General features: G+C 63.8%; 10 protein-coding genes. 5 read left to right on the forward strand and 5 right to left on the reverse strand.

The annotated features are described in order from the left end of the window. Positions 1-27 precede the first annotated feature (27 nt). On the reverse strand, positions 28-711 hold the full coding sequence (gene lolD / locus A0O30_RS00565) for a lipoprotein-releasing ABC transporter ATP-binding protein LolD (RefSeq protein ID WP_174244669.1): 684 nt from the start codon (positions 709-711) through the stop codon (positions 28-30). A gap of 7 nt (positions 712-718) precedes the next feature. Then, positions 719-1,969 (reverse strand): lipoprotein-releasing ABC transporter permease subunit, encoded by a 1,251-nt coding sequence (locus A0O30_RS00570; protein WP_105945221.1) that lies wholly within the window; start codon positions 1,967-1,969, stop codon positions 719-721. 93 nt (positions 1,970-2,062) lie between these two features. On the opposite strand from A0O30_RS00570, the gene A0O30_RS00575 reads away from it, so the two are divergent. Both A0O30_RS00575 and A0O30_RS00580 read left to right on the forward strand, forming a co-directional pair. Continuing rightward, positions 2,063-2,647, forward strand: a complete 585-nt coding sequence (locus tag A0O30_RS00575) for a PilZ domain-containing protein (protein WP_105945222.1) — start codon at positions 2,063-2,065, stop codon at positions 2,645-2,647. Positions 2,648-2,678: 31 nt separating this feature from the next. Beyond that, positions 2,679-3,395 carry a glycerophosphodiester phosphodiesterase gene (locus tag A0O30_RS00580; RefSeq protein WP_019096214.1) on the forward strand — a complete coding sequence of 239 codons (717 nt, stop codon included), beginning with the start codon at positions 2,679-2,681 and terminating at the stop codon, positions 3,393-3,395. A 48-nt stretch (positions 3,396-3,443) separates the two neighbouring features. Here A0O30_RS00580 and sthA read toward each other — a convergent pair whose 3' ends face one another. The 3 genes from sthA to A0O30_RS00595 form a co-directional block, all read right to left on the reverse strand. Next, positions 3,444-4,838: a Si-specific NAD(P)(+) transhydrogenase gene (gene sthA, locus A0O30_RS00585; RefSeq protein WP_105945223.1), complete on the reverse strand. Its 1,395-nt coding sequence runs from the start codon at positions 4,836-4,838 to the stop codon at positions 3,444-3,446. A gap of 204 nt (positions 4,839-5,042) precedes the next feature. Beyond that, entirely contained in the window at positions 5,043-6,041 is a 999-nt protein-coding gene (locus tag A0O30_RS00590; protein WP_105945224.1) for an FAD:protein FMN transferase, read from the reverse strand. Between the two features lie 210 nt (positions 6,042-6,251). Next, positions 6,252-7,715 carry a glyceraldehyde-3-phosphate dehydrogenase gene (locus tag A0O30_RS00595; RefSeq protein WP_016714907.1) on the reverse strand — a complete coding sequence of 488 codons (1,464 nt, stop codon included), beginning with the start codon at positions 7,713-7,715 and terminating at the stop codon, positions 6,252-6,254. Between the two features lie 167 nt (positions 7,716-7,882). Here A0O30_RS00595 and mfd point away from each other — a divergent pair, with 167 nt between their 5' ends. From mfd to A0O30_RS00610, 3 genes are read left to right on the forward strand one after another with little or no spacing between them, the layout of a single operon-like run. After that, positions 7,883-11,332: a transcription-repair coupling factor gene (gene mfd / locus A0O30_RS00600; RefSeq protein WP_105945225.1), complete on the forward strand. Its 3,450-nt coding sequence runs from the start codon at positions 7,883-7,885 to the stop codon at positions 11,330-11,332. A gap of 9 nt (positions 11,333-11,341) precedes the next feature. Further along, positions 11,342-11,914 (forward strand): CsiV family protein, encoded by a 573-nt coding sequence (locus A0O30_RS00605; RefSeq protein ID WP_060498878.1) that lies wholly within the window; start codon positions 11,342-11,344, stop codon positions 11,912-11,914. Position 11,915: 1 nt separating this feature from the next. Continuing rightward, the gene (locus A0O30_RS00610; RefSeq protein ID WP_105945226.1) at positions 11,916-15,260 is read left to right on the forward strand and encodes a DEAD/DEAH box helicase; all 3,345 of its coding nucleotides are present in this window, start codon (positions 11,916-11,918) and stop codon (positions 15,258-15,260) included. Positions 15,261-15,303: the final 43 nt, after the last annotated feature.

The following is a 15,303-nucleotide window of genomic DNA, read 5'->3' on the forward strand; positions in this document are numbered from 1 at the left end:
GCGGCACCTGCCACCCCGGGCAGTCGATCAGATGGCCACCAGGTGGCCGTCGTCGAGCTTCAATACACGGTCCATCTGCCGCGCCAGGTTGAGGTCGTGGGTCACCACCAGGAACGCCGTGCGCGAGGCGCTGGACAGCTCCTGCATCAGCTCCTGGATGCCCTGGGCGGTATGGTGGTCGAGGTTGCCGGTCGGCTCGTCGAGCATCACCAGGCCAGGGCGGTTGACCAGGGCCCGGGCAATCGCCACACGCTGGCGCTCACCGCCGGACAGCTCGGCCGGCTTGTGGTTCAGGCGATGGCCCAGGCCCACGCGCTTGAGCAGCGCCTCGGCGCGCTCACGGGCCTCGGGGATGGGCGTGCGGCCGATCAGCAGCGGCATGCACACGTTCTCGATGGCGGTGAACTCTGGCAACAGATGGTGGAACTGGTAGACAAAGCCCAGCTCACGGTTGCGCAGCAGGCCACGGGCACGCTCGCCCAGCGCCGACAGCTCTTCGCCGGCCAGCCAGACGCTGCCCTGGGTCGGCCGGTCGAGGCCGCCCAGCAGGTTGAGCAAGGTACTCTTGCCCGAACCGGAGCTGCCGACAATGGCCACCCGCTCGCCGGCGTGCAGCTCCAGGTTGAGCCCGGACAGCACCTGCACCGACTCCGGGCCCTCGTCGTAGGACTTGCCCAGGTTGCGGCAACTCAGAACGGCTTTATCACTCATGCGCGACTCACTCATAACGTAGCGCCTCTGCAGGCTGGGTGCGGGCCGCACGCCAGGCCGGGTACAGGGTGGCGAAGAAACTCAGGACCAGCGCCGCACCGCAGACCATGTACACGTCCTGGGCCTGGATCTGCGAGGGCAGGTAATCGATGAAGTACACGTCGGCGTTGAGGAACTTGTGCCCGATCAGTTTCTCGATGCCGGCGATCACCGCACTCACGTTCAGCGCGGCAACAATCCCGACCACGGCGCCGATCAGGGTACCGATCACCCCGATTACCGTGCCCTGGACCATGAAGATGAGCATGATCTGCCCGGGCGTGGCGCCCAGTGTGCGCAGGATGGCAATGTCACCACGCTTGTCGTTCACCACCATTACCAGCGTGGAAATGATGTTGAACGCCGCCACCGCGACGATCAGCAGCAACAGCAGGCCGATCATGGCCTTTTCCATGCGGATGGCCTGGTACAGGTTGCCGTGGGTGCGGGTCCAGTCGCGGCTGTAGTACTCCTGGTCACCCAGCTGCTGGGCAATGCTCCAGGCCACCCGTGGCGCCTGGAACAGGTCGTCGAATTTCAGGCGCAGGCCCTGTACCTGGTCGGGCTTCCAGCGGTGCAGGCGGGACAGGTCGCTGATGTTGGTCAGGCCCAGATAGCCGTCGATCTCGCCCGCGCCCACATGAAAGGTGCCCACCACGGTGAAGCGCTTCATGCGCGGGAACATGCCGGCAGGCGTCACGCTGACTTCCGGGGCGACGAAGGTGAGTTTGTCGCCAATGGCCACACCCAGCTTGGCCGCAGCCTTGTCGCCGATCATGATGCCCCACTCGCCCGGCGCCAGCTGGTCGAGGCGGCCTTGCAAGATGAAGTTGTCGATAATCGACACCTCGCGCTCGCGGGCCGGGTCGATGCCGTTGAGCAGCACCTTCTGCACCTTGCCGTCATGGGTCAGCAGGCCCTGCATCTGGGTGAAGGGCGCTACCGCCACCACCTGCGGATTCTGCTTTACTTGTTGGGCAAGGGCAGGCCAGTCGGTAATGGGCTGGCCGCTCTCCAGCGTGGCATGCGGGACCATGCCGAGCACGCGGGTGCGCATCTCGTGGTCGAAACCGTTCATCACCGACAGCACCACGATCATCACCACCACGCCCAGGGCGAGGCCGATCATCGAGGTCAGGGAAATGAACGAGACGAAGTGATTACGGCGTTTGGCACGGGTATAACGCGTACCGATGAATGCGAAAAGAGGTCTGAACATGTCGGGGCTTGTTCGGATGAAAGGGAACGTCCTTGTGGCGAGGCGCCTACGGCGGCTTTACACTCGGACCACCGCCGCTACCTTGGGTTCGCCATGACGACATTAGACGAAGAAGATCGCCGCGAATACTACCGCATCGAAGATCGGATCGCACTTCAAATAAGCCCCCTCAGCGCGGCCGAAGCCCTCGACCCAGATGTGTTGCAAGATGATTCCCCGCTGTTCAACCTGCTCAGCGAACTGCATCTGTCCGACTTCGAGTCGCAGCACCTGCTGCGCCAGCTGAGTGACAAGGACCGCACCCTCGCGGCCTTCCTGCGGGCGCAGAACAAGCGCCTCGACCTGCTTAGCGCGGTGGTTGCGCAAACCCTGCTTGGCGAAGTCGGCCAGCCGCTGCCGGTGGTCATCTCCGAAGGCGGTATCGAATTCGCCCAGGCCACGCAGATTGACCCCGGCACCCGGGTAAAAGTGAAAATGGTGCTGATGCCGCGTGCTCATGGCCTGCTGCTGCGCGGCAAGGTCACCCATTGCGACCCGCACCCGGAGGGCGGCTTCGAGGTCGGCACCGAGTTTACCGACATGACCGACGCCCAGCGTCAACTGCTGGCCCGCTACATCCTGCAGCGCCAGCAACAACAACGGCGCCAGCAGCTGGAACAGAACGACCCCGCCTCCTGAGCCCATTTCCCCCTGATTTGAAGGAACGAACGTGACCCTGATCTACGGCCATCGCGGCGCCAAGGGCGAAGCACCCGAGAACACCCTGACCAGCTTTCGCCAGTGCCTGTCCCACGGCGTCACCCGCTGCGAGTTGGACCTGCACCTGTCGGCCGACAACGAGCTGATGGTGATCCACGACCCTACCCTCAAGCGCACCACCGGCAAACGCGGCAAGGTGGTCGAGCACCCGGCCGCCGACCTGGTGAAGATCGACGCACGCAAAGGCGGCCCGGGCCATGTGCAGCCCTGCCCTATTCCAAAACTGGAAGAGCTGTTCGAGAAGTGCCCGTTCGAGCACTGGCAGCTGGAAGTCAAGAGCGCTTCGCGCACCCGCGCCGCCACCACCGTGCTGGCGATCCGCGAACTGGCCCAGCAATACGGTCTGCTGGACAAGGTCACCATCACCTCCAGCTCACGCGAAGTATTGGGCGCAGCCCAGGAACTGGTGCCGGACGTGAAACGCGGGCTGGTAGCCGAATACGCCTGGCTCGACCCGTTGAAGGTGGCGCAGAACTACGGCTGCGAGATGCTGGCCCTGAACTGGACACTGTGCACCCCCGAGCGCCTGCTCAAAGCACAGGGCCAGGGCTTGCACGTGTCGGTGTGGACGGTCAACGAACCGGCACTGATGCGCCGGCTCGCTGACTTTGGCGTGGACAGCCTGATTACAGACTTTCCCGGTTTGGCCAAGACCACCCTCGGGTAGGGTTGAAATCGGTCTCTCCGACCGGCTCAGGCCACCGGTCGGAGCCGCTCAAAAAAGCCGGTTCAGGCCGTCGTAGGCAGCTACCCGATAGGCTTCGGCCATGGTCGGGTAGTTGAACGTGGTGTTGACGAAGTACTTCAGGTTATTCAGCTCGCCCGGCTGGTTCATGATGGCCTGGCCGATGTGGACAATTTCCGAAGCCTGGTAGCCGAAGCAGTGCACGCCGAGGATTTCCAGGGTTTCGCGGTGGAACAGGATCTTCAGCATGCCCTGCGGCTCGCCGGCGATCTGCGCACGCGCCATGCCCTTGAAGAAGGCCTTGCCCACTTCGTACGGCACCTTGGCCTGGGTCAGCTCCTGCTCGTTCTTGCCGATCGAGCTGATCTCCGGAATGGTGTAGATGCCGGTCGGCACGTCATTGACGAAGCGCCAGCTGCCATTGTCGACGATGCTGCCAGCCGCCGAACGGCCCTGGTCATGGGCGGCACTGGCCAGGCTTGGCCAGCCGATCACGTCGCCTGCACCGTAGATGTTCGGCACGCTGGTGCGGTAGGCCTCGTCGACCTCGATCTGGCCACGGCTGTTAACCTTGATGCCGATGTTTTCCAGGCCCAGCTTGTCGGTGTTGCCGGTACGGCCGTTGCACCACAGCAAGGCGTCGGCCTTGATCTTCTTGCCCGACTTCAGGTGCAGGACCACCCCGTTGTCCAGGCCTTCGACGCGCTCATACTCTTCGTTGTGGCGCACGGTGATGTTGTTGTTGCTGAAGTGGTAGCTCAGCGCCTGGGAAATTTCCGAATCCAGGAAGCTCAGCAGCTGGCCACGGTTGTCCACCAGCTCTACCAACACGCCCAGGCCGCTGAAGATCGAAGCGTATTCGCAACCGATCACGCCGGCGCCGTACACGATCAGCTTGCGCGGGGTGTGGCTGAGGCTGAGGATGGTGTCGCTGTCGTACACACGCGGGTGGTGGAAGTCGATGTCGGCCGGGCGATATGGGCGCGAACCAGTGGCGATGATGATGTGCTTGGCGTTGAGTTTTTCCACCACGCCGTTCGGGCACACCACTTCGACGGTTTGCTCGTCGGCAAAGCTGCCGGTGCCGAAGAACACGTCAACGCGGTTACGGGCGTAGTAGCCCGTGCGCGATGCCACCTGCTTGGCAATCACCTTCTCGGCGCTTTTCAGCACGTCCGGGAACGAGAACCAGCGTGGCTCACCGATGGCACGGAACATCGGGTTGGTGTTGAACTGCATGATCTGCCGCACCGAGTGACGCAGTGCCTTGGACGGGATGGTACCCAGGTGGGTGCAGTTGCCACCGACCTGGCGACGGTCATCGACCATCGCTACCTTGCGCCCTGCTTTGGCGGCGTTCATTGCCGCGCCTTCACCGGCCGGGCCGGAACCCAGCACCACTACGTCGTAGTTGTAGACAGCCATGCGTACTCCTTCAGAACTGGCCCGCAAGCCACGGTCGCTCGCGGGGCGCGATCATGCCGCCGGGGCGTCATGAGAAAATTCGGGTGCAGTCTAATCAAGCGTGAACGCCGCGCACATTAACCCTTGGTCGCGTCGTAGGCCAATTTCGCCCGCACTACATATGGTTTACCCATTCCCTGGCGGCAATCATCCCTGCCTGCGCTTTCAATCGCCTTTCACCGCCCGTTCGAATGCGGGCGTAGCTCGGGAGACGAAGCCACCCTCGGCCCGAGTCACCAATACCGCAGCCAGGCCATGCGCCATGGCAAAATCCCAGCCACGCTCAGGGCCAAGGATCAGCAGCAGCGTCGAATAACCGTCGGCCTGCAGCGCCGACGCGTGCAGCACGGTGACGGCGGCCAGGTCATGTTGCACCGGGCGCCCCAGGCGGGCATCGAAGGCGTGCGAATAGCGCCGGCCATTCTGCTCGAAATAGTGCCGATAGTCACCCGAGGTTGATACTGAAAGGCCATTGACCGGGATGATCTGCCGGGCAATCTGGCGGTCTTCACGGGGCAGTTCCAGGGCGATGCGCCATGGGCTGCCATCGGGTTTGCGGCCGACCGCCTTGAGCTCGCCAGTGGCCTCGGCGACAAAGCGGGTTACGCCCATGGCTTGCAGGCGAGCGGCAATCAGGTCGACGGCATGGCCGGCGGCAATGCTGTTGAAGTCGAGCTGCACCGGGGCATCCTTGCACAGGGCCGGGCCTTTGATGTGCAAGTGCCGGTAGCCCACGCGCTGGCGCACCTGGGCCAGGGCTTGCGGGTCCGGCACCTGCTCGTGGCGGGCCTGAGGGCCAAAGCCCCACAGGTCGAGCAGGGGCTCGACAGTGAGGTCGAAGGCGCCATCGCTCTGCTCGGCCAGGTGCTGGCCAAGGTTGACCAGTTCGAGCATGTCGGGCGGCAGGGCCAGGCACTGGTTGGCGGGCAACTGGTTGAACAGGCTGACGACGGAGTCTGCGCGGTAGGTCGAATAGTGCTGGTCGATGTCGCCCAGGATGGTTTCGACCGCTGCTTGCACCTGTTCCGGCGCCGGGCCGCCGGGCTCACGGACGTACTGGATGCTGTAACTGCTGCCCATGGTCGGGCCACCCAGGCGCTCCAGGGTGGGGCCTTGGTTGCAGGCGGTTAGCAGCATGAGGGTGAACAATAGAGCTGTGCGCAAGGTTCAGGTTCTCGGTTGCCTGCACTGGCCTCATCGCCGGCAAGCCAGCTCCCACAGGTACTGCACTGAGCCTGAGCCCTGTGCAGTACCTGTGGGAGCTGGCTTGCCGGCGATGAGGCCAGTACAGACACAGTAAATGCCCGATCAGTTCATCAGGCAAAAAAAACGGGAACCCGAAGGTTCCCGTTTTTTCATTGCCTTACAAGCGCATTAGCGTGGAAACGCTGGCGGGTTCACACCGGCCATCTCTTCCATCACGCGAACCACCTGGCAGCTGTAACCGAATTCGTTGTCGTACCAGACGTACAGAACAACGCGGTTGTCGTTGGCGATGGTGGCTTCAGCGTCAACCACACCGGCGTGGCGCGAGCCGACGAAGTCGGTCGAAACCACTTCCTGCGAGCTGACGTAGTCGATCTGCTTGTGCAGTTCCGAGTGCATGGCGGTCTGGCGCAGGTACTCGTTGATCTCGTCGCGGCTGGTGGCCTTTTCCAGGTTCAGGTTCAGGATGGCCATCGAAACGTTCGGCGTCGGTACGCGAATGGCGTTGCCGGTCAGCTTGCCCTTCAGCACTGGCAGTGCCTTGGCGGCAGCAGTGGCGGCGCCGGTTTCGGTGATGACCATGTTCAGCGGCGCGGCACGGCCACGGCGGCTGCCCTTGTGGAAGTTGTCGATCAGGTTCTGGTCGTTGGTGAACGAGTGAACGGTTTCGACGTGGCCGTTGACGATGCCGTACTGGTCGTTGATGGCCTTGAGCACCGGCACGATGGCGTTGGTGGTGCAGGAAGCTGCCGAGATGATCTTGTCATCGGCGGCGATGTCACCGTGGTTGATGCCGTGCACGATGTTCTTCAGCGCGCCCTTGCCAGGTGCGGTGAGGATCACACGGGCAGCGCCCGGGCAGGCCAGGTGCTGGCCCAGGCCGTCAGCGTCACGCCATACGCCGGTGTTGTCGACGATCAGCGCGTTGTCGATGCCGTACTGGGTGTAGTCGACTTCGCTCGGGCTCTTGGCATAGATAACCTGGATCAGGTTGCCGTTGGCGGTGATGGTGTTGTTGGCTTCGTCGATGGTGATGGTGCCATCGAACGGGCCGTGAACCGAGTCACGGCGCAGCAGGCTGGCACGCTTGACCAGGTCGTTTTCGGCGCCTTTGCGCACGACGATGGCACGCAGGCGCAGGCCGTCGCCACCACCGGTCTTCTCGATCAGGATACGCGCCAGCAGGCGGCCGATACGGCCGAAGCCGTACAGGACAACGTCGGTGCCTTTACGGGCCGAAGCGTTCTGCTGGCCAACCACGTCAGCCAGCTCTTCACGGACGAACTGCTCGGCAGTGCGGCCATTGCCTTCCTGCTTGAACTTGTTGGCCAGCTTGCCCAGGTCGACCGAAGCGGCGCCCAGTTTCAGCTCGCTCATGGCCTTGAGCAGTGGGAATGTCTCGTGGACGGACAGTTCGGTTTCGTCGGCTTGACGATGACGCGCAAAGCGGTGCGCCTTGAGGATCGAGATAACCGAACGGTTGATCAGGCTGCGGCCATAAATCGAGCTCACCACGTTGTTGTTGCGGTAGAGCTGACCGATAAGCGGGATCATCGCTTCAGCCAGGGCTTCACGATCAATCCACTCACCAAGACACTGGTCGGGCTTCTGAGTCACGGGAACCTTCCACATGTAGGGACAGAAAAAAGGGGCTACATTATGACGCCCCAACGCGGAACCGGCAATGAGCGCCTGTCGCAGTCACGCAAGCCAGCGTTCATGCCCTTTCAAGCCTGACAGGCGGCACTGGCACCGGTACAATCGGTCTCTTTGCCGCAACGCTTGGAGTGCAATCTCCCGTGTCAGTTCTGCGCCTACCGCAAATGTCGGCCACGGCCGGCAAACAAACCTGGGGCAACCTGCCCGGTGCCGCCCTCAGCCTTGCCATCGCCGAGGCCGCCAGCAGTGCTGGCCGCTTCACCCTGCTGCTGACGGCCGACAGCCAGGCCGCCGACCGTCTGGAACAGGAGCTGCGCTTCTTTGCCCCGGACCTGCCGGTGTTGCCGTTTCCCGATTGGGAAACCCTGCCCTACGACCTGTTCTCGCCACACCAGGACATCATTTCCCAGCGCATCGCCAGCCTGTACCGCCTGCCGGAGCTGAGCCACGGCATCCTCGTGGTGCCGGTCACCACCGCCCTGCACCGCCTGGCGCCCACGCGCTTCCTGCTGGGCAGCAGCCTGGTGCTGGATGTGGGGCAGACCATCGACGTCGAGCAGATGCGCACGCGCCTGGAGGCCAGCGGCTATCGCTGCGTCGACACCGTGTACGAGCATGGCGAGTTCGCCGTGCGTGGTGCGCTGATCGACCTGTTCCCGATGGGCAGCAAACTGCCCTACCGTATCGACCTGTTCGATGACGAGATCGAGACACTGCGCACCTTCGACCCCGAGACCCAGCGCTCGATCGACAAGGTGGATTCGGTGCGCCTGCTGCCTGCACGCGAGTTCCCGATGCAGAAAGAGGAAGTGACCCGCTTCAAGGCGCGCTTCCGTGAGCGCTTCGACGTCGACTTCCGCCGCAGCGCCATCTTCCAGGACCTGGCCAGCGGCATCATCCCCGCCGGCATCGAGTACTACCTGCCGCTGTTCTTCGAAGAAACCTCGACCCTGTTCGACTACCTGCCAGCCGACACCCAGGTGTTCTCCTTGCCCGGCGTGGAACAGGCCGCCGAACATTTCTGGAACGACGTGCGCGGGCGTTATGAAGACCGTCGCGGCGACCTGAGCCGGCCACTGCTGCCACCGGCCGAGCTGTTCCTGCCGGTGGAAGACTGCTTCGCCCGGCTCAAGCAATGGCCACGGGTGGTGGCCAGCAGCGAAGACGTCGACCCGGGCGCGGGCCGCGAGCGCTTCCCGGCACGCGCCCTGCCCAACCTGGCCATCGAGGCCAAGGCCAACCAGCCGCTGGCCGAACTGGCCAACTTTCTCGACCAGTTCCCCGGCCGCGTGCTGTTCACCGCCGAATCGGCGGGCCGCCGCGAAGTGTTGCTGGAGCTGCTCGACCGGCTGAAGCTGCGCCCGCATACCGTCGACGGCTGGGACGATTTCATTACCGGCAGCGAGCGACTGGCAATCACCATTGCCCCGCTGGACGACGGCCTGGTGCTGGACGATCCAGGCCTGGCCCTGGTGGCCGAAAGCCCGCTGTTCGGCCAGCGGGTGATGCAGCGCCGACGCCGCGACAAGCGTGGCGAAACCGCCAACGACGCCGTCATCAAGAACCTCACCGAGCTGCGCGAAGGCGCGCCAGTGGTGCACATCGACCACGGCGTGGGCCGCTACCTGGGCCTGGCCACCCTGGAAATCGACGGCCAGGCCGCCGAGTTCCTTACCCTGGAATACGCCGAGAACGCCAAACTGTATGTGCCGGTGGCCAACCTGCACCTGATCGCCCGCTACACCGGTAGCGACGACGCGCTGGCGCCGCTGCACCGGCTGGGCTCGGAGGCCTGGCAGAAAGCCAAGCGCAAGGCCGCCGAACAGGTGCGCGACGTGGCCGCCGAGCTGCTCGACATCTATGCCCGCCGCGCTGCGCGCAAGGGTTATGCGTTTGCCGACCCGTCTGCCGACTACGCCACCTTCAGCGCCGGCTTCCCGTTCGAAGAAACCCCGGACCAGCAAGCCGCCATCGAAGCCGTGCGTGCCGACATGCTGGCACCCAAGCCGATGGACCGCCTGGTGTGCGGTGATGTGGGCTTCGGCAAAACCGAAGTGGCCATGCGCGCCGCGTTCATCGCCGTGCACAGCGGCCGCCAGGTGGCCGTGCTGGTGCCCACCACCCTGCTCGCCCAACAGCACTACAACAGCTTCCGCGACCGCTTCGCCGACTGGCCGGTGACCGTGGAAGTGATGAGCCGCTTCAAATCCGCCAAGGAAGTGGCCGCCGCCGCCGTCGACCTGGCCGAAGGCAAGATCGACATCCTCATCGGCACCCACAAGCTGTTGCAGGACGATGTGCGCTTCAAGGATCTGGGTCTGGCCATCATCGACGAAGAACACCGTTTTGGCGTGCGCCAGAAGGAGCAACTGAAGGCCCTGCGCAGCGAGGTCGACATCCTTACCCTCACCGCCACGCCGATTCCGCGTACGCTGAACATGGCGGTAGCGGGCATGCGCGACCTGTCGATCATCGCCACCCCGCCGGCGCGCCGCCTGTCGGTGCGCACCTTCGTCATGGAGCAGAACAAGAGCACGGTCAAGGAAGCGCTGTTGCGTGAACTGCTGCGCGGTGGCCAGGTGTACTACCTGCACAACGATGTGAAAACCATCGAGAAATGCGCCGCCGACCTCGCCGAACTGGTACCCGAGGCGCGCATCGGCATTGGCCACGGGCAAATGCGCGAACGCGAGCTGGAACAGGTGATGAGCGACTTTTACCACAAGCGCTTCAACGTGCTGGTGGCCTCGACCATCATCGAAACCGGCATCGACGTGCCCAGCGCCAACACCATCGTCATCGAGCGTGCCGACAAGTTCGGCCTGGCCCAGTTGCACCAGTTGCGTGGCCGGGTCGGCCGTAGCCACCACCAGGCCTACGCCTACCTGCTCACGCCCACCCGGCAAAAAGTCAGCGCCGATGCCGAAAAACGCCTGGAGGCCATCGCCAACACCCAGGACCTGGGCGCCGGTTTCGTGCTGGCCACCAACGACCTGGAAATCCGCGGTGCGGGCGAGCTGCTGGGCGAAGGTCAAAGCGGGCAGATCCAGGCGGTGGGCTTCACCCTGTACATGGAAATGCTCGAACGGGCGGTGAAGGCGATTCGCAAAGGCACCCAGCCAAACCTCGAACAGCCACTGGGCGGCGGCCCGGAGATCAACCTGCGCCTGCCGGCGCTGATCCCCGAAGACTACCTGCCCGACGTGCACGCACGGCTGATCCTGTACAAGCGCATTGCCTCGGCGGCCGACGAAGAAGGCCTCAAAGACCTGCAAGTGGAAATGATCGACCGCTTCGGCCTGCTGCCGGAGCCGACCAAGAACCTGATGCGCCTGACCTCGCTCAAGCTGCTTGCGGAAAAGCTCGGCATCAAGAAAGTCGACGCCGGCCCCAATGGCGGCAAGCTCGAGTTCGAGGCCGAAACCCCGGTCGACCCGCTGACCCTGATCAAGCTGATTCAGGGCCAGCCCAAACGCTACAAGTTCGAAGGCGCGACCCAGTTCCGCTTCCTGGTGCCGATGGAGCGCCCCGACGAACGTTTCAACACCCTGGAGGCGCTGTTCGAGCGCCTGACCCCACAGCCTGCCTAAGGAAGATCCATGCGTGCCATCCGTAGCCTGACCCTGCTGCTGGCGCTGTTTGCGCCAGCCGCCTTCGCCGAAGGCCTGTATCAGGTTGAAATGATCCTGGTGCGGCAAAACGCCGTGCCCGCCTTCACCAGCCCGTTCGCCCCGGAAAACTGGAGCGCCGGCGCCCCACGCCTGGAAAAGGACGCCGAGCGCCGCCTGGCGCTGGAAGACGAAGCCACCCGCCTGGAAGCCACTGCCGACTACACCGTGTTAATGCACAAGGCCTGGCAACAACAGGTGGGCAGCGAGCCAAGCCGCATTGCCCTGGGCGAAGGCGCCGAGCAGTTCGGCCACTTCCCCATCGAAGGCAACCTCAGCATCGCTGAAGGCCGCTTCATCACGGTCGACGCCAATTTCTGGGTCAACCAGCTGGACGGCAACGGCAGCGTGCTGCAAAGCGAGCAGTTCAAACAAAGCAACAGCAACGTCAAGGGCGGCCAGCTGACCTTCCTCGACGGCGGCCACCTGGCCGTGCTGCTGAAGGTGACGCCGCCGGGCACGCCGAAAATGCCGGTGATGGACCCGGAAATGATGGAGCAGTGATGTGAGCGAGAGCGATGCGCAGTTCTTTGTGCGGGAGCACGACGGCTGGACGTTCGCGTTTGACCGCAAGTCCCTGCAACGCGGCCTGGACTATGCCGAGGAAGGCAGAAGCGAAATCGTGTCCATCCTCGACATGACGATTCGCGCCCAGTGCGCAGGCTCCGCAGGCCGGACCTACTACCAGCGCATTACGCTGGACATGACCGAAGATGGCCTGGAGTGCGAGGGCACTTGCTCATGCCCGGTAGGAGAAAATTGCAAGCATTGCGCAGCTGCGCTCTATTTGCTGGAGCGGGGGCCGGATTACGCCGAAGGCAGCCATGATGCCCCTCACCCACCTGTTGACGCATCCCGGCACTCTCTGGACCTCCCACCTGAACTCGCCCATTGGGTCGAAGCTCTGGAAGCGCCAACAAAGCCTGCCGAGCCTGCCAAGCGCAAAGGCCCGGCGCTCTACTACAAGGTCGTTAACGAGCACGGCCTGTGCACGCTCAGCGTATCCAAAGGCACTCGTGAAGCCGATGGCCAGCTGAAGCTGACCCGTGCCAGCTCGCTGCCTGAGATGCTCTACTACACGCCACGTTACGTAACTGATGAGGACCTGCGCATCCTCAGGCTGATTGACGCCCTTGGCAAAAACGCCAACATGCCAATCGCAAGGCTGGAAGGAAAGCAAGGCGCAGAGCTGTACGAGTTCGCATTGGCCAGTGGCCGTCTGATCTATGGCGAGCAATTGTTGCCACTAGCCCCAGGGCCGACAATGCCGGCCGAGTTTCGCTGGATGAGGCTTGAGAACGGCAGCTATCGTGGTGCGTGGCACCATGATGAGCGGATGCATGACATGGCACTGCCGCTCGACCCGCTCTATTACATCGATACCCAGACGGGCATGACTGGCAAGCTTGCGCATGATCTTGACCCGTTCATTGCCAGCCAACTGGCAAGCGCACCTACGGTGCCCGAACACTTGATCATCCCTCTGAGCCACCGGTTGAATGCGCTGAATCGCCAGGTGCCAACGCCTACAAGCGTACGCAGTGAAGAGATCGACAGTGTTCAACCCAGGCCGCACCTGACGCTGGGCAGCCTCGAATTCAGCGCCTACATGCCCAAGACCGGCCGTATGCAGCGGCAGATGCAGCATCGGGCCGCACTGGCGTTCGACTATGACGGTTTACGCGCCAGCGGCAGCGACGAAAAACCGCTGACCCGCCTGATCGACAACACCAGCCAACGCATCCGCCGCCAGCCGCAGGCCGAGCAGGCGCTGCGCAAAGTGCTGCGCGACCTGGGCTTCAAGGCCGCCACCCGACAAAGCAAGGCCCTGCCCGACAGCGCCGGCGAAATGTTCCAGCTGCCAGACGACGAAGCCTGGCTGCGCTTTGCCCGCGAAGGCCTGCCACGCCTGCGCGAGGCCGGGTGGGACATCGACATCCACCGCGACTTCGCCTTCAACCTGCAAGAGGTGGACGACTGGTACGCCACCATCGACGAAGCCCCCGGCCATGAATGGTTCGACCTGGAGCTCGGTATCGTGGTCGATGGCCAGCGCCACAGCCTGCTGCCGATCGTGCTGCAACTGCTGCGCAGCAACCCGGAATTGCTGCGCCCCAGCGAACTGGCCAGGCGCAGCGACGACGAGCACCTGCTGATCGACCTCAACCGCGGCCGCCTCGATGCCTCGGCCCTGCGCGTTGCCCTGCCCTACGGCCGCATCAAGGCCGTAATGGGCACCCTGGGCGAGCTGTACCTGCACGAAGACGTAGCCGGCCCGTCCCTGCGCCTGGACCGCGCCGATGCTGCACGCCTGAACGATATCGAAGGCCTGCCCCTGCACTGGGAAGGTGGTGCACATGTGCGGGATCTGGGCCGCCGCCTGCGCGACGCCCGCGACTTGCAGGTAGCCCCGCCGACAGGGCTGCAGGCCAGCCTGCGCCCCTACCAGCAACAGGGCCTTAACTGGCTGCAGGCACTACGCGAAATGGGCACCGGCGGCATCCTGGGCGACGACATGGGCCTGGGCAAGACCCTGCAGGCCTTGGCGCACCTGCTGCTGGAAAAGCAGGCCGGGCGACTGACCGCTCCCGCCCTGGCAGTGATGCCGACCAGCCTGGTGCCCAACTGGCTGGACGAAGCCCAGCGTTTCGCCCCCGACCTGCACGTGCTGGCCCTGCAAGGCCCGGGGCGCAACAAGCATTTCGCCACGCTGCACGACTACGACCTGGTGCTGACCACCTATGCCCTGGTGCCACGCGACCTCGAACACCTGCGCAGCCAACCCTGGCATGTACTGGTGCTGGACGAGGCACAAAACATCAAGAGCAGCACCAGCAAGGCCGCACTCGCCGTCTGTGAGCTGCAGGCCAACCAGCGCCTGTGCCTGACCGGCACGCCGATGGAAAACAACCTGGGCGAGCTGTGGTCGATCTTCCACTTCCTGATGCCCGGCTGGCTGGGTGACCTGAAGCGCTTCAACCAGGACTACCGCACCCCCATCGAACGCCACGGCGACAGCGAGCGGCTGGCTCACCTGGTTACACGCATTCGCCCGTTCCTGTTGCGCCGCACCAAGGAACAGGTGGCCACCGAGCTGCCAGCCAAGACCGAGATGGTGCACTGGGTGGAGCTGAGCGACGCCCAGCGCGACACCTACGAGGCCGTGCGCGTGGCGATGGACAAGAAAGTGCGCGACGAAATCGCCCGCAATGGCGCCGCCCGCAGCCAGATCGTCATTCTCGACGCCCTGCTCAAGCTGCGCCAGGTGTGTTGCGACCTGCGCCTGGTCAAGGGTGTGGAAAGCAAGGGTAACCAGGCCGACAAGGGCAAGCTGGGTGCGCTGCTGGAAATGCTCGAAGAACTGCTCAGCGAAGGGCGCCGGGTACTGTTGTTCTCGCAATTCACCTCGATGCTGGCGCTAATCGAGCAAGAACTGCAGAAGCGCAAGATCCGTTACAGCCTGCTGACCGGCGACACCCGCGACCGGCGCACGCCGGTGCAGCAATTCCAGCAGGGTGACAGCGAAGTGTTCCTGATCAGCCTGAAGGCCGGGGGTGTCGGGCTGAACCTGACGGCTGCGGACACCGTGATCCACTTCGACCCCTGGTGGAACCCGGCGAGTGAAAACCAGGCCACCGACCGCGCCTACCGCATTGGCCAGGACAAGCCGGTGTTCGTGTTCAAGCTGATTACCCGGGGGACGGTGGAGGAGAAGATCCAGTTGCTGCAAGAAGAGAAGGCGGCGCTGGCGGCCAGCCTGCTGGATGGCGGGCAGGCCGGACAATGGCGCATGGGGGATGAGGAAATCGAGGCGTTGTTTGCGCCATTGCCAGGCAAGCGCGGGCGCTAAACCTTTCATCTTCTGTTGCCTGTACTGGCCTCTTCGCGGGCTC

The sequence above is a fragment of the Pseudomonas sp. LLC-1 genome (assembly GCF_002992185.1).
Lineage (GTDB): Bacteria > Pseudomonadota > Gammaproteobacteria > Pseudomonadales > Pseudomonadaceae > Aquipseudomonas > Aquipseudomonas monteilii.